Raw genomic sequence first — 25,297 nt, 5'->3', positions numbered from 1 at the left:
TTTTAGCATTTAATCCGTTAGCTGTAGCCGAGCTTCCTCGAGTGTTTCCCCTACTAACCGAAAGCGATGGTCTCGATTCTCAACGATTTCGAGTGAAAAAACTTGCTGTAGATCGTACGATTCCTCGTCGACAACAAGAAAGAAGGAGAAGTCATGTTCGTCACTAGATACCCACTCATTATCCTCTGTAAATTCAAACGTCATTTCTTCCCCTTTTTTCATAGGTGATTCATCTGCGTTGGAGACACCAGCTAATCCATCTTCGTATTCAATCTCAAATCCATACATCGGAATAGTTGACTCATTGACAATCGTAACGGACATGAACGTTTCTTCTTCTATAAAAGATTGATTTATACATCCACTAGCAAGTAGAGGCAGGATAAGTAGAGCCAAGATCATTTTTCTCAAAAGGGTTCCTCTTTTCTGTTTTTTCTTATTGTATGACTATATTTATCGATTATCAATAAAAAATTATTATTAAAGGATATATTTTATAAGTGAAGTCTTTCTCCTAATAAGAAAATTGGTTGAAGTTTGACTCGCTTTTGTGAATGCAAGCATAATAGATGCAAGAACAAGCTCTTTGGGAGGTAGCGTAATGTATCAAAGTTTAGAGGAATGCGTGCTCGATCTAGAGCAACATGGTCACCTTGTGCGAATTAAAGAAGAGGTTGATCCTTACCTAGAGATGGCATCTATTCAGCGTAGAGCATACAAAGAGGGCGGACCAGCAATCTTATTTGAGAATGTAAAAGGCTCAAAGTATCCTGCGGTCGCAAATCTTTTTGGCTCCATTGAACGAAGTAAGTTTATGTTTCGAAAAAACTGGGATTCGGTGCAGAACATTATTGCGCTTCGGGATGATCCGATGCAAGCTGTGAAAAGTCCGTTTAAACATATTGGCAATGGATTTTCAGCACTAGCAGCGTTGCCAATGAGAAAGCCAGGCTTAAATGGGTCAAAACTAGAAGAAATTGAATTAACCGATATCCCCTTCATTCAATCGTGGCCAGATGATGGGGGTTCGTTTATTACCTTGCCGCAAGTGTATTCAGAAGATCCGGACAAGCCGGGGATGATGTCTGCCAATTTAGGCATGTATCGCGTTCAGCTTGATGGCAATGAGTATGAGGTCGGAAAAGAAGTTGGGTTGCATTATCAAATTCAACGAGGCATAGGTGTTCACCAAACGAAAGCGGTAAAGCGTGGGGAGCCGCTTAAAGTAAGTATCTTCATTGGTGGTCCACCAGCTCATACACTATCAGCGGTTATGCCGTTACCAGAAGGGCTTAGTGAAATGTTGTTTGCTGGTTTGCTAGCAAATCGACGCTTTCGCTATGGTTACGTTGATGGCTACTGTATTAGTCATGATGCCGACTTTGTAATTACAGGTGAAATTTATCCAGATGATACGAAGCCAGAAGGGCCATTCGGCGATCATTTAGGTTATTATAGCTTGACGCATGAGTTTCCAGTAATGAAAGTTCATAAAGTCTACGGTAGAAAAGGCGCGATTTATCCATTTACGGTAGTCGGCCGTCCGCCGCAAGAAGATACGAGCTTTGGTGCGTTAATTCATGAAATAACAGGGGATGCGGTAACGCAAGAGTTACCAGGTGTGAAGGAAGTACATGCAATTGATGCAGCTGGGGTTCACCCGCTTTTATTTGCTATTGGGAGTGAGCGTTATACCCCGTATGAAAAGGTGAAAGAGCCTACCGAGTTACTAACCATTGCAAACCGTATTTTAGGTTTTGGCCAGTTAAGCTTAGCGAAGTATTTGTTTCTAACTGCAGAAGACGAAGAGCCGATTCATACACATGATGAAGCAGCGTTTATCCAATACATTTTAGAGCGTATTGATTTAAAGCGAGACCTTCACTTCCAAACAAACTCTACCATTGATACGCTCGATTACAGCGGAACAGGCTTAAATCGAGGTAGTAAAGTGACCTTTGCCGCTTATGGTGATGTGAAACGGGACCTTTGTAAACAAGTGCCAAATGGAATGAAGCAGGTTAAAGGCATTCAAGATGCAAATCTTGTCATGCCAGGTGTTGTTGCAGTAGAGCTTACGACTGATTTTGAAGAGTATGAGTCGGTTGAAGAAGAAATGAATCAATTAGCAAATGGATTGAGTGAAGTAAATGTAGAGCGGAGTCCACTCATTGTGGTGTGTGACGATAGTGAATTTCTTAGTGAATCATTGGAGAATTTCTTATGGGCAACATTCACAAGAAGCAACCCATCTCATGATATTCACGGTGTTAATGCGTTCATCGAACATAAACATTGGGGTTGTGATGCAGTCATCATTGATGCACGGTTAAAACCGCACCACGCACCGCCGTTAGTTGAAAATGAAGAGGTGGAAAAGGGTGTTGATCGTTTCTTTGAAGAAGGCGGCGTACTTGCTGCTAAGAAAGAAGAAGTGGGAGAAGTATAGAAGAAGGTCTCTGGCTATTATAGGTAGTCAGAGTTCTTTTTAAAAAGTTGGACATAGTAACAAAAGTGAACGTAAAACGATGTATTGACATTTATCTCGAATTAGTTATAATTGAATTAGAGATATTTTACTTTTTGAGGAGGTTTTCATATGAATCATTTAAAAGGTGTTCACCACGTAACAGCAATTACAAGTAGTGCAGAAAAGAACTATGAGTTTTTCACTTATACTCTTGGTATGAGACTAGTGAAAAAGACAGTCAACCAAGATGATATTCAAACGTACCATTTGTTTTTTGCGGATGATAAAGGAAATGCAGGAACGGATATGACGTTCTTTGATTTCCCTGGTATTCCTAAAGGGTCACACGGAACAGACGAAATCTTTAAGACATCATTTCGAGTACCCACGGATGAAGCAATTGATTACTGGGAAAAGCGTTTTGATCGGTTAAATGTTAAGCACACAGGTGTAAAAGAAGAATTTGGAAAGAAAACTCTTTCGTTTGTAGATTTTGACGATCAGCAGTATCAATTGATTTCTGATGAACACAACAAAGGCGTCGCGGCTGGTGTACCTTGGCAAGATGGTCCAGTTCCCTTGGAGTATGCGATTACAGGACTTGGCCCCATTTTTGTTCGAGTTGCGAACGTAGATTTCTTTAAACAAGTGCTTGAAAATGCGCTTTTCTTCAAAGAAATAGCGCATGAAGGTTCTCGGTTCTTATATGAAGTTGGAGAAGGCGGAAACGGTGCACAAATTGTTGTCGAACATAATTCCATTCTGCCTCGTGCGCAACAAGGTTATGGCACTGTTCACCACGCTGCATTCCGAGTAGAAGACCGTGCTGTACTTGATGAGTGGACGAAGCATCTTGAATCTCTTGGCTTCCAAACATCTGGTTATGTGAACCGTCATTTCTTTGAGTCACTGTATGCGCGCGTTTCTCCGCAAGTATTATTTGAATTTGCTACAGATGGTCCTGGGTTTATGGGAGATGAGCCTTACGAAACTCTTGGTGAAAAACTATCGCTCCCACCATTTCTTGAGGCGCAGCGAGAGCAAATCGAAAGTGCCGTTCGACCAATCGATACGGTTCGAAGCACGAAAACGATTGAAAAAGAATACGAATAATGGCCAAACCTACCCTCTGAGGGTAGGTTTTTTCATATGAACATTGAAATCTTTGCGAATTGTGTAGGGTTTGGCTATGATTAGGGTGTAAGGATTTGTTAATGTAGTAATGGAAACGATTTTTTAGCCAATACTAATGACTGGAAATGAATAAAAGGAGTGCAATGACATGTCAGACATGAAACAAACAGCCCATATTAACCCTACAGGAGAGATCGCGGAAACGGTCCTTCTTCCTGGTGACCCGCTACGTGCAAAATTTATTGCAGACACGTTCTTAGAAAATGTCGAGCAGTTCAACAGTGTACGTAATATGTTGGGGTACACAGGTACATATAATGGAAAGAAGATTTCTGTTATGGGTACAGGGATGGGGATGCCTTCAATGGGCATTTACTCATGGGAACTTATCAACATTTACGGTGTTAAAAACCTAATTCGTATCGGTTCTTGCGGTGCGTTACAAGATGACTTAAATTTATACGATATCATTATTGGAATGGGTGCTTCTTCAAACTCAAGCTATGTGAGTCAATATCATATTCCTGGTCACTATGCACCTGTCGCTTCATATTCTTTACTTGAAAAATCAAAGCAAATTGCAGATGAAAAAGGATATCCAGTGCACGTTGGAAACATCCTTTCAAGCGATACGTTCTATAGCGCCGATAAAGAGGCAAATGACAAATGGCGTAAAATGGGCATCCTCGGCATCGAGATGGAAGCAGCAGCGCTTTATATGAATGCCGCTGAAGCAGGCGTAAATGCGCTATGTATCTTAACGGTCAGCGATCACATTTATAAGCAAGAAGAAACAACAGCGGAAGAGCGCCAAACATCATTTACAAAAATGATGGAGATTGCGTTAGAGCTAGGTGAATAATAAATAAAAAGAAGGTTTGGCGCTTATGCCAAACCTTTTTTATATGCGTAACACCAGCGTTGATTGGGCATGATTTAAAAAAGAAGTTTTAAAAAACGAGATGTGGGTATGGGAAAGGAGCTAAGAAAATCAGACATCCCGCTTTAGGTTTAAAGGAGCAGATTATATGGAAGACATGAAGTTTGAATCAAGTTATGAATCAGTTATTGAAGTATCCAACAAACTATTTAAGCTTATCTCCAATAAATTAGGGGTGAACACCGCTTATATTGCAAGAAAAGAAAACGAGTCGATAAAAATCGTAAATGCCTATAATGATGAAGAAACGATTCTTTCTAAAGACTTAGAGCTTGATTATGTTCAATCTAGCTGTAAACAAGTGTTTGAAAATGAGAAAGACTACGCGAGATTCGAGAATCTTATGACAAACCCGCACACGCAAGATCAGCTCGCGGCTAGAGAATGGAACGTACGTGGGTTTATGGGTGTAAAGTTAAAGAGTATGGCTGGCGATACATTCGGTACCCTTTGCGTCATGGATCATGAAGAAAAACGATTCAGTGATGAAGATATTGAATTTCTTAAAACCATTGCGAATGTGCTCTCTTATATTATTGAACTTGATGAAACGTTTGCTGACATTGAACTTTTAAGCGTTCCAATTATTCCGATACGAAAAGGCTTAGCTATTTTAGCGGTTCAAGGAAACATTAACAAAAAGCGAGGAAAGAAGATTTTAGAAGATACGATGAATTATGCACTTGATCATCGTGTGAATCACTTTATTATCGACCTATCTGAAGTGAAGCAGAGTGCATCAAGTTTTGCAGAGTTGCTTCATTCGCTTGTATCAGCATTACGATTAATGGGTGTAAAAGTGATGTTGTCAGGTGTTCCCGTTCAGCTTGCTCATGAACATCATATTCGAGATCAACTCGTCGGATTAGATGTGGCGTTTGTAAAAACGATTGAAGCAGCGTTAATGAATATCGGGTATGTTTTAAAAGATGTAAATGAGGATAATGAATAAGTGATCTTATGATTTGCAGGAGGTTTTTATGTTTGATGATTTATGGAACTCTACGTATGAGCTGCTTTCAGATTCAGAGTTCTGGCTAACCGTTTTAAGTACGCTTGTAAAAGTTATTGTTATTTTAATTCTTGCTCGTATTGTGTTAGGCGTGTTAAAGCGGGTCATTTCACGGGTTTTACAGAAGCGTGATGGAAAGTATGTGAATGTTTCTGAACAACGAAGCAAAACGCTCACATCGCTCTTACATAGTGTTGTAGCAAATGTAGTGTATTTCATTGCGATCTTACTTGTATTGGATGAACTTGGGTTTAACTTGGCATCTGTTCTTGTAGGTGCAGGTGTACTTGGTCTTGCGATTGGTTTCGGTGCTCAAAACGTCGTTCGAGATGTGATTACAGGATTCTTTATTTTGTATGAAGACCAATTCTCGGTTGGTGACTATATTACAACCGGACAGTACACAGGAACAGTCATTGATTTTGGATTAAGAGTAACCAAGATTCAAGATTGGACAGGCGAAGTGAATATCATTCCAAATGGGCATATTGAAGACTTGAAAAACTACTCCAAAGAAAACTCCTACGCAGTTGTAGACATGCGCGTCTCGTACGGGCATGATTTGGAGAAATTGCAACAACTCATTATGGACGCGAGTCTTGTTGTTTACGAGAAAGACGAAAACATGATTGAAAAGCCAGATATGATGGGCGTTACAGATATTAGTGAGTCTGGTGCTGTCATCCGTGTGATTGCCTTGTGTAAGCCTGTTATGCAGTGGGGCGTAGAGCGTGAGATACGTCGAGCAATCCTCGATTCCTTTAATGAAAAAGGAATTGATGTACCATACCAACAAGTAACGGTTCACCAAAAAGAGGCATAAGTAGACAGAAGACCCCCTTGCAGCATGATGTTGCAAGGGGGTTTTGACAATGAAATACGATCTCTTAAATTTATTTACTTCTCATGGCCATTTTTGTTGTCTTTCTAAAGACTCTTCGTCTTATTAAGTTCAATAACGGCTGTCGTTTATCACCAATTAGACCAATAAGCTCAGCAAAGAGCTGAATGAGTACGGTGACAACAAAGAGAAGCAGAAGCGAGAGCCAAAGGTTGGACATGGTCATTAATAGGGCTGCAGTCGCAAATAAAATACTCACTCCATAAATGGTCAGAACAACTTGCTTATGGCCATACCCTTTTTTCAAGAGACAGTGATGCAAGTGCCCTTTGTCTGCCGAACCAATGCTTTGCCTGTTTAATTTCCGCCGGATAATCGCAAAGAATGTATCCATAATAGGCACACCTAAAATGAGGATTGGCACAATTAAACTTACCATCGTCACGCTTTTAAATAATCCAACGATTGATAGAACCGCAATCATATAGCCGAGAAAGAGCGAACCGGTATCACCCATAAAAAGTTTTGCAGGGTGAAAGTTATAAAACAAGAAACCACCGACACTCCCGATAAGTGGGATGCCAAACGCAAACACAAGCCCGTAGGCAGCTGGATTTCCTGAAGCGAGTACAAGCATAGTGGTTAATGCGATCACGCTGACTCCTGCGGCTAGTCCATCTAGACCATCAATTAAATTAATGGAGTTCATAATCGCAACAAGCCAAAAGATCGTAATAATTGTGCTAAGAAAACCGAAATCTACTCTGTCTCCAAACGGGATGGAGATAAATTCAATCGTTAAGCCGGAACTGACGACAATACCTGCTGAAACGAGTTGAGCCAGTAGTTTATATTTAGCTTTAAGAATAAACCGGTCATCGATTAAGCCGATTATGATTAATGGTAAGGCGCCGAGGATAATAAATAGTGTTGTTCTCAGATCGACTTGCAGGCGATCTGTCACAAACAGAAGACCAACAAGCGTACCAAGAATAAACGCAAGGCCACCAATTCGTGGCATCGCTTTTTGATGAACTTTGCGCTCATTCGGTTTGTCGACAAAGCCAAACCGATGTGCAAACCGGATCATAAAAGGGGTAAGAATGAGCGTACTTATAAAGCTGATAAGGCATGCAAGAATTAGAGAGTCCATGATGTGCTCCTCACTGTGCTTCGTCTAAATTGTAATGTGTGGTTAAAGTTTTTTGACCCCATTCCAAGCGTAGCTACAAAAGACAAGGCATGCTTTTGCAAAGGGTAGTGCTTCGTGCTTTCGATAAATCTCCCAATTTTGTTTAGCAGCTTTCCATTTATTGCTCGATATTGAGTTTCCTACTTTGCGGTATGCAGCAAGTTCTTCGTTCATGCCGTATGCAATCGTTCCTGTTCTTAAAATGCTTAGCCAAAGCATGAAGTCTTGTCTTGTTCGAATGGTTGGCATTTCGAGCTTGCCTAATGCTTCTTGATTGAGCATAACCGTTAAACAGCCAATAATGGTATTGGCAAGGAGTTGGTCATAGGAAATTTTTTCAGGCGCTGGTACAACCTTAGATCGTTCGCGCCCGTCTTCGCGAATGATGCGATAGCTTGTAAACGTGAAGACATAATCATTTTCTTCCATGAACTGGACTTGTCGAGCAAGTTTTTCAGGTCGCCATAAGTCGTCACCGTCCAAAAATGCAACGTACTTTCCGTTAGCGTGATGCAATCCAATGTTTCGTGCTACAGCAGCTCCACGATTTTGTGGTAAATGATAAAGATGGATGCGGTGGTCTTGTTGCTGAAACAGATCTGCGATGGTTTTACTTTGATCGCTAGACGCATCATTGATAAGTAATAATTCCCAATTTTCGTACGTTTGATTAAGGATGGACTCAATGGTTTCTGTCAAAAACGTCTCGCAATTATATACAGGTGTAACAATGGAAACAAGAGGAGCTGTCATTGTTCATCGACCTCCGTAACGGTTGTAATTTTCCATAGGTTTTCAACCTTTTTATATTCGACGAGCGTGTTCGACCAGCTTAACGTGACAGCTTGTTCGTTTGCTGTCACAATGGCAGGATCAATTGTCGTTCGAACGGAAAGGAACTGGTTCAGCTCTTCGTCTGTTAGATCCACTGAAACATGTTGAGACAGTTTGCTAGCGTCGTCATGGTTGGCTACAAATGTTGCTGCAAGGTGATGCCGTCTAATTTCCCCAATCGTTTGGTCATCGATGGCTTCGTCGGTCTCTTTGTATGGATTGGCGTTATTACGATCGATGAAGAAGAAACCTGTTAAAAATAGGATAGTGATTGCGCCAATGGCAATATTCCGTAACAAGGAAAGACCTCCTTACTTGGTGCCTGTTTGTGTATATAAGGCTTTTGAAAACACATTCGCTGCTGGTAAAAATCGTCCGTCTACTTTTGTGCGACCAATAGAGTCGTAATAAAAACCGTACGTCAACATCTCTTCTGGTGCGAAAAGATTACGGCCATCTATCACGATAGGTTCATGCATAAGCGACTTAAGTTCATTTAAATCAATGGCTTTAAACTCTGGCCAATCAGTTAAAAGAAAGACAGCGTCTGCAGATTTGACTGCTTCTTGCCAGGAAGATGTTAGCACTAGATTGGGAAGGAGACGTTGAGCTTGTTTTTGAGCAACTGGGTCATACCCGACGGTTGTAGCGCCAGCAAGATGGAGAGCTTCTACAAGATCGATAGACGGCGCTGCTCTCATGTCATCCGTATCCGGCTTAAATGCTAGGCCTAGAATGGCCACTCGCTTTCCTGCAAGAGAAGGAGAATAAACGTTTTTTAATTTATTGAAGAGACGTTGGCGCTGCTCTTGATTGACTTTTTCAACTGCAGGTACAATTTGTAAGTCGTAGCCTGCTTGTTGGGCAACGCGAATGAAAGCTTGAGTGTCTTTTGGAAAGCAAGATCCTCCGTAACCCACTCCTGCTTGTAAATAGGAAGGACCAATACGGTGATCAAGACCCATAATAGTAGCAAGTGCCTCAATATCAGCCCCGACATTTTCACATACGTTTGCTACTTCATTGATGAAACTAATTTTGGTTGCTAGAAACGCATTTGCTGCATACTTTGCGGCTTCTGCTGTTTCAATACTTGTCACAACAATGATTGTGTGAATCGGTTCATGCAGCTGTCGTAATACGGTTTCGGCAACAGCATCTTCAACGCCGAACACAGCTCTTTCCATTTCTAATGTGTCCTTTATGGCGTTGCCCTCTCTTAAAAATTCCGGGCACGATGCAACCGAAAATTGCTGATGACCACAGCTAAATGCAATCCATTGTTTAATCTTTCTATTTGTCCCGATTGGTACCGTACTTTTTGTGACAACTGTTACCCCTGGAGTTAAATAATGACCAATATCTAACGAAACACGTTTAATAAATGATAAGTCTGCCGAGCCATCTTTGTTTGCAGGTGTCCCAACAGCGATAATGATTACTTCTGCCTGTGCCATCCCACGTTTCATATCAGTTGTAAAAGAAAGGCGTTGCTCGTTTCTATTCTGATCTAGACGCTCTTTCAAGCCAGGTTCATAAATCGGCACAACCCCATCCTGTAAGCTTTGTACTTTATGGTGATCTTGGTCTACACAAATGACGTGATGACCAAGTGAACTAAAGCAAACCCCTGTTACAAGTCCTACATATCCTGTTCCGATTACACATACATTCATGACGTAGTCACCTTCGCTTTCAATAATGTAGATTTTTGGCTTGCGATCGAGATCTTTTGACGTGCTAATTCAGTGAGGCCGGCGACGATGACGATGATTAGCCAAAATCGAGGAGAAGCAAAGTCAGCACGATAAAGGCTTGTAACACCTAAATGAATCCAGAGCACGAACGCGACGCTGTAATACAGATGATTGTTACGTGCTTTCCACAAGTACGTCGCAACAACTAAAAACGCTAGTGTAAATATAAGCCCTCCTACTAAGCCATGTTCAAATAGCAAGTCAACAAACACATTGTTCGAAGTGCCACTTACAGCGCCTTGATGACTGAGAAATTTTGTCCGAGCTAAAAAGTCATAACTACCAGGACCAAATCCAAGTAAAGTATTAAAAGGCGAATAATCGAACAGCCAAATGAAAGGAAAAACTAACATATAAAGTCGGCTATGATGCATGACATCAAAGAGTCCATCAAGCCTACCGAGAATTGGCATAAAGAGTGCCGTGAACAGTTGTGGAAAAACTGTAAATGCTGTAAGGGCGATCCCGATTGCACTTAATGCGCCATTCAAGAAAAATTTTTTAGGTACATTTTTTCTCAATACGAGTAAAAGAAAGGTTGTAAGACCGACAATCGCTAAGTTGATATAGCCACTCACGGAAAACGATAAAACCAATACAAGCACTGCAAAAGAGGCGAAGGCGATATACGTTTTTCTAGTAAGGAGCAAGCCTCCAATAATTAATCCGTCTATTAGAAAAGGCACGAGAAAACTAGGTTCGTCTGTGAAAGACGTTAATCGAAAGTTAAATAACACATCGTTATTCACGCTATGTACGTACGCACGGGTCTCAAACCCTGGCATAGGATAGCCTATCGTAAAGTGTAAAAACTGCCAGACGCCCCCAGCTGTGAGAATAATCGTGCCGATTGTATAGCCATACATAAGTGATGTTGTCGTTTGATGGGCATTTTTATAAAGAAACGTTAAAAGACAGATGCTTAAAAGTGAATACATCGTTAAGTTAATCAGCCGATTCAGTAAAGACTGCTCCATATAAGCAAGGTACTCAGCGGATTGAATCGAACTGAGAGCAAAGACAACCCCAAGAAGCGAAAGGAGAGCTGGTAAAGTAACGGCTCCGACCATTAGCAAACCAATTCGATTCATTTCTTTGAGCGACAATACTTCTCGTTCTGTCATCAAAACTAGGATAAACAGTAGACAAGTTAAGAACGTTAGCAAAACAGAAGAAGGGATTGGCAATAGATGCTGGAACGTTCCAATGACGGCAATGGGTGCGCAACTTGCGTAAAAAGATATTGCTACGTAGACAGGAATGGTACGTCTACGAGTTACTGGATAGATGAGTGACTGCATAGATCGATTAATCCTTTCACATTGAACTGCCGTCATCGTAACACGATAAATAACGGCGTTTATAAAGGCTTATTAAAGATAAGATTAAGATTGTAGGGGAGTGACCTTTACGATTTTAATGAAAATGGACATAGAGGTTGATTTAATAGGATCATCCTTTTTAAAACGCGTCATTTCTACGTTTACAATCAAATAGGGGAGGTCTATCATCTCTGTGAAAATCAAGATATAGTGAGGAGAGAATTTATATGGAGGGTGAATGGAAGTGAAAAAAATTATCGTTCTTCTCTCGCTTATCTTTTTAATCGGGTGTGGCAATCAAACGCTAGATGTACGATCAGCTTTAGAAGGAGATAGCTATTTACGTAATAATATTGAGCATTTATCGGAAGAGCAGTTTTTAACGTTTGCCAGCGAGGAGCAAAAGCTAGATCGCCAGGTTTATGAAGAATTTAAAACGAGGTTAGACACCCATGACCAAACGCGCTACCTTCTAGTTGATAACCGAATCTACCGCTATACAGTGGAAGATGAGCTATTATACGTAGCGGATTGGGTAGAAGAAGAGAACCTTCATAAATTAGATTCGCTGACCTTTCCATAAAAAGAAGTCTTCATCGTAATGATGAAGACTCTTTTTCATGGTCAAACCAAAGTTGGGCATACTGTTCGGCACAAGCCTCTACCGTAAATTGCTGTGCGCGCTCTAGTAACTTTGCTGGAGAAATAGGCTGAAGTAGGGCACATTCCATTGCCATAGCGAGTTCATGTGCGTCGCCAACAGGAACGAGGTGTCCATAAGTGCCGTTTGCAAGGATTTCTTTAGGGCCGCTTGGGCAGTTCGTTGAGACAACTTGTGTTCCGGCAGCCATCGCTTCTACAATGACGTTGCCAAACCCTTCGTATAAAGAAGAAAGCACAAAGACATCGGCTTGTTTCATATACGAATAAGGATTGCTTTGATACCCAACAAAGCTAACGCAATCGTTTAGCCCCTGATTTGCTACTTTCTTTTGTAAAGCTTCTTTTTCATCACCATCACCAACAAAAAGTAAGCACGTATCGGGTAAGTGTTCATGAACGATAGCAAACGCATCAATCAAGGTTTGGTAATCTTTTTGCTCATGAAGTCTACCGACAGCAAGAAACACGTTCTTCTCATGAATAGAAAAAAAGGGATGGTCCACACGCCGATTCATTTTCATTGTTAATTCAGTTGTTACAACAGGGTTGTAGATTGTGTGCACAATCGGTAAGTCAGCGATCATTTGAATATCATCAGCGACCCCTTTTGAAACACCAATGACGTGATCGGCGTAGCGATAAGTTCGCTTCACCCATTTTATCATCTGTTCGGAAGAAGGGTTTTGTCTGGCTTGTTCACTTAAATGAACGCGGCTTGAGACAAGTAACGTTGCGTTTGACCTGCTAACTTTTTTTGCAAAGATCACGAGCACATTTAAATAATCTTTCGCTGAAAAAATAATGTCAGGCTTTTGCTTTCGAAAATAAGAAATCATTGCTGGAACAGCGGCTTTTGCTTGCTTTTTTGACAATGAGATTACACGGACACCAGCTGGAATATGGGCGGCGTATTCGCCTTTTGGATTCATCACAATAAGGTCAACACGATACCCGTGCTTGATAAAATACTCTGCTAGATGAAGCGTCATACGCTCAACGCCACCTGCATCAAAAGAGTAAAGAATAAAGGCAAGTCTCCTCATCTATTTCACCTCTCGATTCGCAAAAACAATTAGCTCTTTCACTGCTTTCGCATAATTTGATGCAAACCCATCGATAAATCTTGCTTTCTTAACAAATAAAGCTGTTAGAAAAAGAAAGCCAACAGGCGCATTATACATCGCTTTAAAAAGTGGCCCCTTGCTTATAAGCTGGCTTTCCGACAGTCGGGATTGAGGTGTAGGCTTCTCGTGATAGACGATCACTTCTGGGTAGTAGGTGAGTTGCTTATCGTTTTTAATAAATTGCTTCAGAAAAAGATTCTCTTCACCGCTTGGATAGCGACTACCTAATCCAAATGATTCATGGAACCGTAGTGTCTGAATGGAATCTTTTCGAAAAAATAATTCAATCGACGACGTTCGAAAAATCCGTCGCCCTTTTACAGATGCTACTGATTTAGAATGATAGTGTTTATACGGCTCGTTACGAACAGGGTCATAAATTTGAAAACAACATGCATCTACGCCATTCTCCATACGTTCATAAGCTGTGGCAACAGCATGCGCTGGATACCAGCAATCGTCATCGGAAAACGTTACAATGTCGCCAGTAATGTGTGATAGTCCACGGTTACGCGCTTTTGACAGGCCGCGCTCTTTCATTTGAACGTGTATATGAGCAAGGGGGGTGTTGGCTAACCAACGACTGACCTTATCGTGATTCGCTTGGGAGACGACGACTAGTTCCATTTCAGTCTTTGTTTGTGCTTGAAGGCTATCGAGAAGACGGGTAAAAGCTTGCTCTCGCTGACCTAATGTAGGAATAATGATTGATAACATGCTCGTTCGCTCCTTTTATGTATGCTGGTTTTTATTTACTTTCCGTTTTAAAACCATGTTCGTTAAATCTTTAAAATAGAGGCATCCACAAACGAAGCAGTAAGTCAGTCCAGCGACGATGACTTGTAAAAGAGAGATGCCTAATCGTTCATCACCAGCAAAGGGAAGTGTCGACAAGCCCATAATCGCACTTGCAAACAAAATCTTTACAAAGTCTTTAACTGGGAAAGGAAGTGTCGTTCGTTGTGCAGCAAGAAGCAACCAGCTAGAAATGATGGCGAAAGCATAGGCGGCAACCGTTGCCATTGCAGCACCTTCAAGCCCGTAAAGTGGAATAAGTATGATGGTTAATGCGACATTGACTGTGGCAGCTACCACAACAGGAATGATTTGAATTTTTGTCTGCTTTGTGAGATGAAAAACGATATCAATTGCATAAAGTTTCATTCCTTTCAGCAAAGCGCCGATTGCAATATAGGGGATCAGTAAAATGGCTGTTTCCTGAAATGCAGTTCCTAAAAAGATTGTTGCTATGACATCTTTTAATAAGATAAAGCCGATGGTTGCAGGTATACCGACGCCTAAAAGCAAACGAGTGTTTTTTCTTACTTGAGCCTTAGCGGCTTGTTCCCCACGTTTTTCTAAAGCTCGAACGGCTATCGGAAAAGCAGCTAAGTTAATAATGAGCATAAGAGTGAAAATCGATTGTTCCGTCAAGTCATAGGCAATGGCATACTGTCCCGTAGCTTCTACGCCAATCATTGCATGAATAATAAGGCGATCGGAGTGTTGAATAATGATGCCGAGAAGCAGCGTAATCGTTAAAGGCAGTCCATAGCTAGCGAATTGTTTTAACAGGGTGCCGTTAACTTTTTTAGGTTTCACGCGAACTCCCCATCGTGTAAAAACCATTGGTGCGACTGATAGAAGCAAACCAATAACGAGTCCCACAACTAAGCCGAAAGCGCCGTAATCGAGTGTAATAAGGAGCGTTGCAAACAATAGCCCTGTAATAGCACGAATAAAAGCCATTTTTCCATAGCCCAGAGGATTTAACTCTGCTCGTAATAATGAGAGGTTAAGCTGATACCAAGACTGGCACGATGATAAAAGTAAAACGAGCAAAAGGAACGATGGCGACAGGGAATTTAAGAATAGCAATACTGCGACTCCTATAAGGAAACTACCAACGATAAGCGTAATGAATGCAACTTTTATCGTCATATAGTACGTGGTTTCACCAACGTCACGCTGTTTCTGGATACGCAAAACACTTACTTTTAACCATTCAAACACAACCGCATTTACGATGGCTGCACTTGCAAATATAAGTGCGAACTGTCCGTATTCCTCTGGAGAAAGCAGGCGTGAATAAATGGCGATCCCTAGAAATCCAACTATTGCTGGAATACCGTGCGATAATAAATAAGCAAATGCATGTTTAGTAAGCAAGCTCTACAGTCCTCTCGTTTCGTGCGTTTCAAGATAAGATTGTAGCAGAGTAAGAAGAATTTGAAAAAAAACGCTCATTTACAAATGACATAAAGATTTAACATCATTTACAAAACCTTCATAAATGAGCCTTTGTAATCATTTGAGCACAGGTGCTGGTCTAAATCTGTTCTTCATTTCGGCTAGCTCCGAACATTTTTCGTGAAAGTAAGCGATTACGTTCGAATTTTTTTCTATAGTCGTATAATTGCGCTTTTTAAGACAGCGTTTACACTTAGCGGTACGTGTGTCATACTACAAGCAACGTATGTTATGCTTTCTTAATAAGCCTTGTTAAAGGGAGATTTCAATGACAAAGATCAAAATTGTGACAGATTCTACTTGCGACATAGAGTCATCAATTTTACAAGAATTAGGGGTTACTGTAGTCCCGTTATCAATTAACATAAATGGAAAAAGTTATTTAGACGGGGTAGATATATCGAAAAAAGAATTTGCGCATCTGTTGGTGACGAATGAAGAGTTGCCTAAGAGCTCGCAACCCCCTGTTGGTGAGTTTGTACGAATTTACGAAGAATTACTTGATGAGCCTGATACGCATGTACTGTCTATTCATATGACAAGCGCAATGAGCGGGACAGTAGCTTCTGCGCAGATGGCAGCGGATGAATTAAATGGACGAGTTACAGTTGTGGATTCTTGTTTTATTTCCATTGCGCTCTCGTTTCAAGTGAAACGAGCCGCAGAGCTGGCAAATAAAGGGGCTTCTTTAGACAGTATTTTAAATGAAATAGCGGATATTCGTTCGAAAACATCCCTTTATATTGTGGTGGATACTCTTGAATATTTAGCTAAAGGTGGACGTATTGGCAAAGGGAAAGCGTTGCTTGGGTCGTTACTAAAAATCAAGCCCATCGCTTCCTTGCAAGATGGTTCGTATACACCTGTTACAACAAAGCGTTCCCAGAAGCAAGTCCTCGATTTCTTATCGGAAACATTTGAAAAAGAAACCGATTCAAAAGATGTGGAACACGTAGGAATCGCTCATATTGAAGCAGAATCATTTAGTGAACAAGTGATGGAACGTCTTAAAAAAGTTCGTCAGCACTTTTCTTCGTCTATTTTAGAAACGTCACCTATTATTAGTACCCATACAGGACCAGGTGCAATTGCATTAATGTACTACACGAAATAATCGTGTGGCGAAGTGGTTTACTGAAATAAAAGCAAAAGCCCTTTTCTATTTATGGAAAAGGGCTTTTTTTTCTATTCAAGGGACTGCTCTTCATCAATGATCGCACCTATTTGGGCGTAATGAACCAGTTTGTGCACTTCGGCTTCGACCCGTTTTCGACTATGAGGGGAAACAAACCAGTTTTCCTCTTTTGTACTACGATCATCTACAGGGGCGAGTGAATATGTAATCCAAGGTGGCATATAGGTACGCATGGTTAACCATACTCGTAATGAATGGATGCTTGATGTAACGATGATAAGATGGTGAAGGTGATGAAGATCAAAAGCGCGATCCAGAACGAGCAAGGAGGCAAGTACGTTTTCTTTTGTATGAAGCGACTGTTCCTCCGTTAAAATGTCTTTAGCCGGAATGCCCAGTTGTAGCGCGCGCTCACGCATCATGACTGCCTCTGGTTTTTGGGAAGCATCCCAAGAGACACCACCCGAGAAAAGAAGTTTATTTGCTCGTCCGTCTTGGTAAAGCTGAATGGCTTTTGGTACTTTGTATTCAACAGCTTTACTACTTCCAGGAACAAAGATGCAGTCTCCCGCTTTTCCGTCGTCAGAGGTGGAGTGATAGAGGAGCTTTGTAATTTGCTCATCTGTTAATTGATTGGGCTTTATTTGTGAGAGACGCATGCCATTCCTCCTTATTTCATTGCGTTTTGTAACTAAATAATTTTTAATTGCTGTCTTTGTTCATCGGGCCACCAAGCGCCGCAATCATCTGAAACGACACATGCGGCACATTTTTTTAGGTCATACACTTTCATTCCTGATATAGGTGGGGCATAGAGATGTAGTGTTAAAAGGTCCTTTTGCCCTTCCATCTGATGAACGCTTTGTTTCGGGGCAAAAAAGACAGTACCTTCTGAATGATGCTTTTCGAAAAAAGGTTCTGGAAGTTTGCCTGGTTGTACGCTGAACAGCTGGTTGCGTACGCTTCCGTTCATGACTTGAATCCAACCAAACGAATGACCATGATCGTGAGGAGCACAATCAAGTCCAGACCAGTTCATGAGCAGAAGTTCCACATGATCAGAGTGAAACAGAAGTTTACGATAATAAGGTTTGTCGCTACTTGATTGAATATAAGGAGCCACGTCCTCGTATGTAGCATGGATTTGGTTTAGTGCTTGACGCAATGTCTCGATTGTTGGTTTATGTAGATTGTTTAGAATCTCCGTTAGTCGCTGTTCAAACATAAAAGCCTCCTTTCTTTATTTCCTGCTTTTCCGAAAGGTTAAACTATGGTTTGAGAGCAAGACCCCTCATATAAGTATGATTCCACTAATGAGACTTAGAAGTGAAATGTCTTCTTTCAAAAAAGAATGAGTGCCAGAAATGTTATGCACGATTTAGAGTTGCCCTTTTGGCATTGTATGCTGACGTAAGAAAGAAATGTCCAAGCAATAAAAAAAGCCCCCAACATTTGTTGGAGGCTAAGGGGGATAGGGGAATACGTTACTCATTCTTACCACTTCAATCAAGTCTATACATTCTTTGTGAAAAAATTTAAAATGTGAAGGAATGACAAAACATTAGAATAAAAGCAAAAGGTGGTCCGCTAATGAAAAGAGAATCAGTTACGCTTAGAACACAAACGATGCTATTAAGTGGAGGCGTCGTGTTAGTGGCGTTATTGCTGTTTGGTTTATTCAGTGCGTTTCAACAGGCTACGCTAACACGGGACCATCTTGCAGATAAAGTACGAATTAGTGCCAGCCATTTGAAAGAACATCCTCAGGTTGTTGCCACCTTACAACAAGGAGAACCGTCTGCAGACTTGCTTTATATGGTAGAAGCCATTCGGGAAGAAAATGACTTTCTTTATATCGTCGTCATGGACACGGAGCAAAATCGATACACGCATCCGGTCGCAGAACGAATTGGTCAAACGTTTGTTGGCGGTGATGCAGATCGAGTATTTGAAGGAGAATCATATATATCAGAAGCGGTCGGTTCACTCGGACCTTCTGTTCGTGCCTTCGAACCTGTGTACGGTCAAGAAAATCAAGTAATTGGTGCTGTCTCAGTTGGTATTCCTACCGATGCCATTGTGGAAGCAGAAAATCAAGCTGTCCTCACATCAATTATTGGTGCAAGTGGGAGTTTACTTGTCGGTTTAATAGGTGCGTATTTTTTATCCAACCGAATAAAAAAACAATTGCATGGTCTTGAACCCCAACAGATTGCCAGACTAGTAAATGAGCGGGAGGCAATTTTAGAAGCAGCAGGAGAAGGCATCATTGCGATTAATGAGCATGGTAAAATAATAGCAGTGAATGGAGCAGCTACGACTTTTCTTCGAGCAGCTGGTCATACTCTTGGTGTAGAAGGTAGAGATGTGAATCAAGTGTGGCCAGAATTAGAATTAGAGCAAGTAATAACAGAACGTAAAGGCAACTATGACGATGTGTATCATCGTAGTGAACTTGAAGCGGTTGTCACGAAAGTACCTATTTTTTATCAGGAACGATGCATCGGTGCACTCGCAACGTTTCGCGAAAAAAATCAACTAGATGATATTATGAAGCGGTTAAGTGGCGTAGAGACGTATGCGAAAAGTTTAAGAAGTGAAACCCATGAATTTATGAATAAACTTCATATTATTAGTGCGATGGTTGAAACAGAGTCTTATAGTGAGCTGCAAGAGTATATCGAAAATCTTTCAATGCGCTATCAACAAAAGAAAAATAGTCAATTACCTGATGAGATCGGTAAATTAGTTTCGGATAAAAGTTTGGCACAATTTCTGTCACGAAAAACAAGTATGTTAGAAGAACAAGGAATAAACGTCATTTTTCAATCAGGAACGCCTTGGCCAAAGCTATCAGCAGAATTAATCGATGCGTGGATAACGATTATTGGGAATACAGTGGATAATGCAGCAGAAGCAAGCATGAATCAGCCCCAAGCATTTATCATTATGACGATCAAGCAAGTTGGTGGTGTTCTACGTTATGTGATTGAAGATAATGGAAGAGGATTTTCTCCGCAGCAAGGAAAAGGGGATTGGCCATCAACTAAACAAGGTGATCACGGTTATGGACTAGAAAATGTTCGGAATGAAATCAATCAATACGGGGGAACAATGGATCTTTTATCTAGAGAGGGAAAAGGAACAATTGTGACTGTGCATATTCCACTTGGTTTAGAAGGGAGTAGAGAAAAATGATTCGCGTTACGATGATTGAAGATGAACAAGAAATCGCACATTTCCATTCCCTATTTTTAAAAAAAGTGGACGGGTTTGAGCTTGTATCAAAGGCCTATACGTTTGAAGAAGGGATGCAGCAGTTAAAGACATTTAAGCCTGATTTGCTGTTACTTGATGTCTACATTGGAGACCAAAATGGACTAGATATTCTGAAGCAAGTTCGGTTAGAAGAGCGGAATATAGACGTTATTTTGATCACATCAGCGAACGATACTTACACCGTTCAAACAGGCTATCGATTTGGTGTTATAGATTATTTAGTAAAGCCGTTTTCATTTGCCCGGTTTAAAGAAGCACTTCAACGGTACCAAGCAATGAGACAAGAAACGCAGCAAGGTTCTTTCGTTCAAAAAGAGATTGATCAATTGATTCAGCGGACCGAAAAAGCCTCTCCGGTAGAAAAACATTCGTTTCCAAAAGGAATTACCGAAGTGACAGCGATGCGCATTTTACATGCGCTGGCTGGCGCTGGTGAAGCCTGGCAAACTGCTGCAGAACTTGAAGAAGGAACCACAATTTCTCATGTGTCACTACGAAAGTACTTGCGTTTTTTTGACGAGCAGTCATTTATTCAAAAAGATCTCGTTTATTTAACACATGGCAGACCTTTTAATCGTTACCGGTTGTCAGAGCAAGGGAGAGAATTTTTAGACAAAAATGATTTCGTTTAATTAAAAAAACTAGATTATTCGACACGTCCATGAAAGAATAAGTAAACGCTTTCAATGGATGGAGGAATGACAATGAAGCTCGTCTGGGACAGATTATGGCAACAATCTGAGCGAACAAAAGATCTTTTAAATGTTTTCTCGTATGCAAACAAAGGTTCAGCTGCATTAAAAAAAGAAGCAGCTCAACATAAAGAGAAGAAGCAGTCGAAACAAGTTATGCCTGACGGAGATCAGCAAAAGAAACCCTATTCACGGGCACAGCTTGTAGGGTTAATTCTTGGCCCGTTATTATTTCTTTTAACAATCTTATTTTTTGAACCTGCAGGTCTTTCGGCAGACGGTCAACGAGTCTTAGCCGTCACATTATGGATAGCGACTTGGTGGATGACAGAAGCCATTCCAATTCCAGCCACATCGCTAATGCCGTTAATTTTGCTACCCATTACAGGAGCAATGGAAGGTTCCGATGTTGCATCGTCTTACGGAAATGACATCATCTTCTTATTTTTAGGTGGATTCTTTATTGCAACGGCAATGGAGAAATGGGATCTTCATAAACGAATTGCCCTTTTTATTATCTCCGTTATTGGAACGAGTACACAAAGAATTCTGTTAGGGTTTATGCTTGCGACAGGCTTTTTATCAATGTGGGTATCAAATACTGCAGCCGTAATGATGATGATTCCTATGGCTTTAGCAATTACGGCTCAAGTAGCGGCTGCATTAAAGGATGAGGAACACAAGCGTGACTTACCGAAATTCGAGAAATCACTATTATTTGGTGTCGGTTATGCAGGAACGATTGGTGGTCTAGGTACATTAATTGGAACACCACCAAATATAATTCTTGCCGCGCAGCTCGATACAATCTTCGGTATAACAATTGGATTTGGAACGTGGATGTTGTTCGCAGTTCCGGTCGTTCTTATTCTACTATTCTTTACATGGTTCTATTTAGGAAGAATTAATTTTAAAACAAGTATTAAAACGTTACCTGGTGGAAAAGAGTTAATTGCAAGTGAACGACAAAAGCTTGGAAAAACATCGTTTGAGGAAAAAGTCGTCGGTGCAGTTTTCTTATTTGCCGCATTTATGTGGATTACAAGAGAGTTCTTCTGGGCTGGAGACGATCCGCTCATAGTACAGCTACCTGGAATTTCAGATGGAATGATTGCCATCATTGCGACGATGCTCTTATTCTTAATTCCAGCAAAAGCTGCTACAAGAATCCTTGATTGGTCTGATTCAAAAGATATTCCATGGGGCGTGCTGCTTCTATTTGGTGGCGGTCTTGCCATTGCAGCTGGGTTCCAATCAAGCGGACTTTCAACATGGATTGGGGATCAACTGACTATTTTAGATGGCTTGCATATGCTTCTTATCATTGGTGGCGCAACACTTTTAATTATGATGTTAACGGAAATTACTTCCAATACAGCGACGGCAACAATGATTTTACCTGTTGTAGGCGCACTTGCTGTAGCCATTGATATTCACCCATTCGCACTTATGATTCCTTGTGCAATGGCGGCAAACTGTGCATTTATGTTACCAGTAGGGACACCACCGAACGCCATTATTTTCGGTACAGGTAAGCTAAAGATCATTGAAATGGTTAAAGCAGGCTTTTGGCTCAACGTATTTGCAACCATTCTCATTGTATTAGCGGTATACTTCTTAGTCCCACTTACAATGGGTATTGATCTTACAACATTCCCAACGTCACTACTTGATTAAACGTTAAAGAAAAGGAATTGGGACAAAAGAATAGGTACATGTTGAAGAGACGACTAATTCAGTGGATTAATCGTCTTTTCTTCGTTATCTGTAAGGGTGTTAGAAGAACTAGAGACTGCTGCGGGACAGTACGTGTCTGAAGACACCGTGAGCGCAAGTGATAACGTAGCGCAAACGGATGTCGCGCTTGTGCCTGTGGTGAAAGTGTCCATCCGCGCGATAAGTGATGACGATCATTTGAATGGACCTTCCCATTTTTGGATAAAAGGTGACAGCCTTTCGACAGACCTAATCAATTTATAAAAGCATTGTATCGTGATTCTACACGGAGATGTGGACTTGACTAGTTTTTTTTGGCACTACCTTTTTTTTATGAATACATCATCGAGTGAAAATTTTTTGTTTACGGTAAGATTAAATTGGGAATTAAAAAAATGAATCCGTTTACAAAAAGTGTTTCTCGTACTATAATAGCATCATGTTAATAGAGTAGCTGATGAGTATATGAGAGCAGCTTTTTTTACGGAGCCCTAGGGCGACCTGTGAAAAAAGGTGCTCTTTTTTGTACATAAGCTTCTCAAGAAAGCAGAGGGGGAACAATAATGGCAGAAATTATTGCAGAGTTTGTAGGAACGATGATTCTCATTATATTTGGTGCTGGTGTAATAGCAGCCGTTAACTTAAAAGATTCGAAAGCAGAAGGTGCAGGCTGGATGGCGATTGCCGTTGGTTGGGGCTTTGCCGTTGCTTTAGGTGTATATGTGTCTGGAACAGTAAGTGATGCCCATTTAAATCCAGCTGTTACAATTGGTTTTGCAGCAGTAGGTGAATTTCCTTGGAGTCAGGTCCCTGGTTATATCATTGGTCAAATTTTAGGTGCGATAACAGGTGCGGTCATTATCTTTCTTCATTACTATCCGCATTGGAAGAAAACGGACGATCCAGATGCTAAATTTAGCGTCTTCGCAACTTCTCCAGCGATCAAGCACACACCGTCAAATTTCGGTGCTGAACTAATCGGTACGGCCGTTCTTGTATTTGGATTACTTGCAATCGGTGCAAATCAGTTTAGTGAAGGGTTAAATCCTCTTGTTGTTGGGGTACTCATTATTGCAATTGGTCTTTCACTCGGTGGCCCAACTGGATATGCCATTAATCCTGCACGTGACCTTGGTCCACGAATTGCTCATGCAATTCTCCCAATCGATAAAAAAGGTCCTTCTGACTGGGGATATGCATGGATTCCGATTTTAGGTCCAATTGCAGGTGGTGTTATTGGTGCTATCTTCTTTACCATGATATTTTAATAATGAGATGAGGAGGAATCTATTATGAAGAAAAAGTATATCTTAGCAATTGATCAAGGAACAACAAGCTCGAGGGCAATCCTGTTTGATGAGAAGGGAGCCATTTTGCACACAGCTCAGCGTGAATTTAATCAATATTTTCCTAAGCCAGGCTGGGTTGAGCATAATGCAAATGAAATTTGGACTTCGGTGTTAGCGGTTATTGCCGAAGTGTTTTCAGAATCAGATATTAGTCCAGGAGATATTTCTGGTATTGGTATTACAAACCAGCGAGAAACAACAGTCGTGTGGGATAAGAAAACAGGAAAACCAGTCTATAACGCATTAGTGTGGCAATCTCGTCAAACGGCCGATATTTGTAAAGATTTACGCGAGGCAGGTCATAACGATACGTTTAGAAAGAAAACCGGACTGTTACTTGACCCGTATTTTTCAGGGACAAAAGTGAAGTGGATCTTTGACAATGTTGATGGTGTCAAAGAACGCGCAGAAAACGGTGAACTGCTTTTTGGTACCATTGATACATGGTTAATTTGGAAATTAAGCGGTGGAAAAGCGCACGTAACCGATTACACAAACGCGGCTCGTACGCTCATGTATAACATTCACGAATTAAAATGGGATGACGAATTGCTAGAAATTCTAGATGTGCCAAAAGCGATGTTACCAGAAGTGCGCTCGTCTTCTGAAGTATACGCGGAAACAATTGATTACCACTTCTTCGGAGAAAGTATACCAATTGCAGGTGTAGCTGGGGACCAGCATGCAGCGCTGTTTGGGCAAGCTTGTTTTGAAGAAGGAATGGTGAAAAATACGTACGGAACGGGCTGCTTTATTTTAATGAACACAGGCGAAAAAGCAGTTGAGTCCAAAAACGGTTTATTAACGACTCTCGCTTGGGGCATTGATGGAAAAGTTGAGTACGCTCTTGAAGGAAGTATTTTCGTTGCAGGTTCGGCCATTCAATGGCTTCGTGACGGCGTCCAATTAATTGAGAGCTCTGCAGAAAGTGAGAAGTTAGCAACGCGCATTACGTCTTCAGATGGCGTGTATGTCGTACCAGCTTTTGTTGGGCTTGGTACACCGTATTGGGATAGTGAGGCACGTGGCGCCATGTTCGGATTAACTCGTGGAACAGAACGTTCACATATTGTCCGGGCAACGCTTGAATCGCTCGCTTATCAAACGAAAGACGTTATGACTGCCATGGAAAGTGATTCAGGCATTGAGTCAAAGAAACTTCGAGTTGACGGCGGTGTTGTTGCGAATGACTTCTTAATGCAGTTCCAAAGTGATTTACTTGATGCACCGGTTGAGATTCCATCAATCACAGAAACGACTGCATTAGGTGCTGCCTATCTTGCAGGGTTAGCTGTGGGTGTTTGGGAAAGTAAGGAAGATATTGCAAAGCAGTGGAACATGGATCGCTCGTTCAAGCCTGATATGGCGGAGAAAGAACGAAATGAATTGTATAGTGGCTGGAAAAAAGCAGTTGATGCTACAATGACATTCAAACCTTAATGCTTTACGAATAGAAGAAAAAGTCGTACACTGGACGTAACAAGTTAATACATGAATCTTTGAGACGATGAGGGGATTACAGCACTTAAGTAGGTTTAGCGCCTGCTTGAGCATGTTGTAGTCCCCTCTTTTTTTATTTCCTTAGGA

The 25,297-nt window shown here is 41.1% G+C and carries 24 protein-coding genes; 13 read left to right on the top strand and 11 right to left on the bottom strand.

Annotated elements, in window-relative coordinates; all coding sequences use genetic code 11:
* Positions 1 to 9 precede the first annotated feature (9 nt).
* Complete coding sequence (locus ACE1TH_RS17605; protein WP_375079630.1) at positions 10 to 411, bottom strand: hypothetical protein; 402 nt, start codon at positions 409 to 411, stop codon at positions 10 to 12.
* Positions 412 to 601: 190 nt separating this feature from the next.
* Here ACE1TH_RS17605 and ACE1TH_RS17600 point away from each other — a divergent pair, with 190 nt between their 5' ends.
* The 5 genes from ACE1TH_RS17600 (at position 602) to ACE1TH_RS17580 (ending at position 6,379) form a co-directional block, all read left to right on the top strand.
* Positions 602 to 2,449, top strand: coding sequence for a UbiD family decarboxylase (locus ACE1TH_RS17600; protein WP_375079629.1), 1,848 nt, complete (start codon positions 602 to 604; stop codon positions 2,447 to 2,449).
* Positions 2,450 to 2,599: 150 nt separating this feature from the next.
* Positions 2,600 to 3,583, top strand: a complete 984-nt coding sequence (locus tag ACE1TH_RS17595) for a ring-cleaving dioxygenase (protein WP_099304725.1) — start codon at positions 2,600 to 2,602, stop codon at positions 3,581 to 3,583.
* A gap of 169 nt (positions 3,584 to 3,752) precedes the next feature.
* The gene (gene deoD / locus ACE1TH_RS17590; protein ID WP_099304723.1) at positions 3,753 to 4,466 is read left to right on the top strand and encodes a purine-nucleoside phosphorylase; all 714 of its coding nucleotides are present in this window, start codon (positions 3,753 to 3,755) and stop codon (positions 4,464 to 4,466) included.
* A 166-nt stretch (positions 4,467 to 4,632) separates the two neighbouring features.
* The gene (locus tag ACE1TH_RS17585) at positions 4,633 to 5,496 is read left to right on the top strand and encodes a GAF domain-containing protein (protein WP_099304722.1); all 864 of its coding nucleotides are present in this window, start codon (positions 4,633 to 4,635) and stop codon (positions 5,494 to 5,496) included.
* A 28-nt stretch (positions 5,497 to 5,524) separates the two neighbouring features.
* The gene (locus tag ACE1TH_RS17580) at positions 5,525 to 6,379 is read left to right on the top strand and encodes a mechanosensitive ion channel family protein (RefSeq protein ID WP_099304720.1); all 855 of its coding nucleotides are present in this window, start codon (positions 5,525 to 5,527) and stop codon (positions 6,377 to 6,379) included.
* A gap of 70 nt (positions 6,380 to 6,449) precedes the next feature.
* Here the strand turns inward: ACE1TH_RS17580 and ACE1TH_RS17575 are convergent, their stop codons facing one another.
* The 5 genes from ACE1TH_RS17575 to ACE1TH_RS17555 all read right to left on the bottom strand — a co-directional run bounded on the left by ACE1TH_RS17575 (position 6,450) and on the right by ACE1TH_RS17555 (position 11,517).
* A complete protein-coding gene (locus ACE1TH_RS17575; protein ID WP_375079628.1) occupies positions 6,450 to 7,487 on the bottom strand; it encodes a glycosyltransferase family 4 protein in 1,038 nt (345 codons plus the stop codon).
* Positions 7,488 to 7,592: 105 nt separating this feature from the next.
* Positions 7,593 to 8,342 carry a glycosyltransferase family 2 protein gene (locus tag ACE1TH_RS17570; RefSeq protein ID WP_099304718.1) on the bottom strand — a complete coding sequence of 250 codons (750 nt, stop codon included), beginning with the start codon at positions 8,340 to 8,342 and terminating at the stop codon, positions 7,593 to 7,595.
* Positions 8,339 to 8,722 (bottom strand): hypothetical protein, encoded by a 384-nt coding sequence (locus ACE1TH_RS17565; protein ID WP_255224267.1) that lies wholly within the window; start codon positions 8,720 to 8,722, stop codon positions 8,339 to 8,341. The genes ACE1TH_RS17570 and ACE1TH_RS17565 overlap by 4 nt, the downstream gene beginning before the upstream one ends.
* A 12-nt stretch (positions 8,723 to 8,734) precedes the next feature.
* On the bottom strand, positions 8,735 to 10,099 hold the full coding sequence (locus tag ACE1TH_RS17560) for a UDP-glucose dehydrogenase family protein (protein ID WP_375079627.1): 1,365 nt from the start codon (positions 10,097 to 10,099) through the stop codon (positions 8,735 to 8,737).
* Positions 10,096 to 11,517 (bottom strand): O-antigen ligase family protein, encoded by a 1,422-nt coding sequence (locus ACE1TH_RS17555; protein WP_375079626.1) that lies wholly within the window; start codon positions 11,515 to 11,517, stop codon positions 10,096 to 10,098. The genes ACE1TH_RS17560 and ACE1TH_RS17555 overlap by 4 nt, the downstream gene beginning before the upstream one ends.
* 223 nt (positions 11,518 to 11,740) lie before the next feature.
* On the opposite strand from ACE1TH_RS17555, the gene ACE1TH_RS17550 reads away from it, so the two are divergent.
* Positions 11,741 to 12,085 (top strand): hypothetical protein, encoded by a 345-nt coding sequence (locus tag ACE1TH_RS17550; protein WP_099304713.1) that lies wholly within the window; start codon positions 11,741 to 11,743, stop codon positions 12,083 to 12,085.
* Between the two features lie 10 nt (positions 12,086 to 12,095).
* Here ACE1TH_RS17550 and ACE1TH_RS17545 read toward each other — a convergent pair whose 3' ends face one another.
* From ACE1TH_RS17545 to ACE1TH_RS17535, 3 genes are read right to left on the bottom strand one after another with little or no spacing between them, the layout of a single operon-like run.
* Complete coding sequence (locus tag ACE1TH_RS17545; RefSeq protein ID WP_375079625.1) at positions 12,096 to 13,208, bottom strand: glycosyltransferase; 1,113 nt, start codon at positions 13,206 to 13,208, stop codon at positions 12,096 to 12,098.
* Positions 13,209 to 14,006, bottom strand: coding sequence for a glycosyltransferase family 2 protein (locus tag ACE1TH_RS17540; protein WP_375079624.1), 798 nt, complete (start codon positions 14,004 to 14,006; stop codon positions 13,209 to 13,211). It lies immediately after the preceding gene.
* A gap of 15 nt (positions 14,007 to 14,021) precedes the next feature.
* Complete coding sequence (locus tag ACE1TH_RS17535; protein WP_375079623.1) at positions 14,022 to 15,458, bottom strand: lipopolysaccharide biosynthesis protein; 1,437 nt, start codon at positions 15,456 to 15,458, stop codon at positions 14,022 to 14,024.
* A gap of 349 nt (positions 15,459 to 15,807) precedes the next feature.
* Between ACE1TH_RS17535 and ACE1TH_RS17530 the strand changes: the two genes are divergently transcribed.
* Positions 15,808 to 16,653, top strand: a complete 846-nt coding sequence (locus ACE1TH_RS17530) for a DegV family protein (RefSeq protein ID WP_099304708.1) — start codon at positions 15,808 to 15,810, stop codon at positions 16,651 to 16,653.
* A 71-nt stretch (positions 16,654 to 16,724) separates the two neighbouring features.
* Here ACE1TH_RS17530 and ACE1TH_RS17525 read toward each other — a convergent pair whose 3' ends face one another.
* The gene (locus tag ACE1TH_RS17525; RefSeq protein ID WP_375079622.1) at positions 16,725 to 17,333 is read right to left on the bottom strand and encodes a YdcF family protein; all 609 of its coding nucleotides are present in this window, start codon (positions 17,331 to 17,333) and stop codon (positions 16,725 to 16,727) included.
* A 32-nt stretch (positions 17,334 to 17,365) separates the two neighbouring features.
* Positions 17,366 to 17,899, bottom strand: coding sequence for a cysteine dioxygenase (locus ACE1TH_RS17520; protein WP_375079621.1), 534 nt, complete (start codon positions 17,897 to 17,899; stop codon positions 17,366 to 17,368).
* 365 nt (positions 17,900 to 18,264) lie between these two features.
* Here ACE1TH_RS17520 and ACE1TH_RS17515 point away from each other — a divergent pair, with 365 nt between their 5' ends.
* From ACE1TH_RS17515 to glpK, 6 genes are all read left to right on the top strand, one after another.
* On the top strand, positions 18,265 to 19,872 hold the full coding sequence (locus tag ACE1TH_RS17515) for an ATP-binding protein (protein WP_099304705.1): 1,608 nt from the start codon (positions 18,265 to 18,267) through the stop codon (positions 19,870 to 19,872).
* Complete coding sequence (locus tag ACE1TH_RS17510; RefSeq protein WP_099304704.1) at positions 19,869 to 20,585, top strand: response regulator; 717 nt, start codon at positions 19,869 to 19,871, stop codon at positions 20,583 to 20,585. The genes ACE1TH_RS17515 and ACE1TH_RS17510 overlap by 4 nt, the downstream gene beginning before the upstream one ends.
* A gap of 72 nt (positions 20,586 to 20,657) precedes the next feature.
* Positions 20,658 to 22,322 (top strand): SLC13 family permease, encoded by a 1,665-nt coding sequence (locus ACE1TH_RS17505; RefSeq protein WP_255224261.1) that lies wholly within the window; start codon positions 20,658 to 20,660, stop codon positions 22,320 to 22,322.
* Positions 22,323 to 22,418: 96 nt separating this feature from the next.
* Entirely contained in the window at positions 22,419 to 22,625 is a 207-nt protein-coding gene (locus ACE1TH_RS17500; protein WP_099304702.1) for a hypothetical protein, read from the top strand.
* A gap of 299 nt (positions 22,626 to 22,924) precedes the next feature.
* The gene (locus ACE1TH_RS17495; protein WP_099304701.1) at positions 22,925 to 23,629 is read left to right on the top strand and encodes an MIP/aquaporin family protein; all 705 of its coding nucleotides are present in this window, start codon (positions 22,925 to 22,927) and stop codon (positions 23,627 to 23,629) included.
* A gap of 24 nt (positions 23,630 to 23,653) precedes the next feature.
* Entirely contained in the window at positions 23,654 to 25,150 is a 1,497-nt protein-coding gene (gene glpK, locus ACE1TH_RS17490; protein WP_099304700.1) for a glycerol kinase GlpK, read from the top strand.
* Positions 25,151 to 25,297: the final 147 nt, after the last annotated feature.

The sequence above is a fragment of the Shouchella sp. JSM 1781072 genome, from assembly GCF_041949915.1.
GTDB lineage: Bacteria > Bacillota > Bacilli > Bacillales > Bacillaceae_D > Shouchella.
This window is presented reverse-complemented; position numbering and strand designations above follow the sequence as displayed.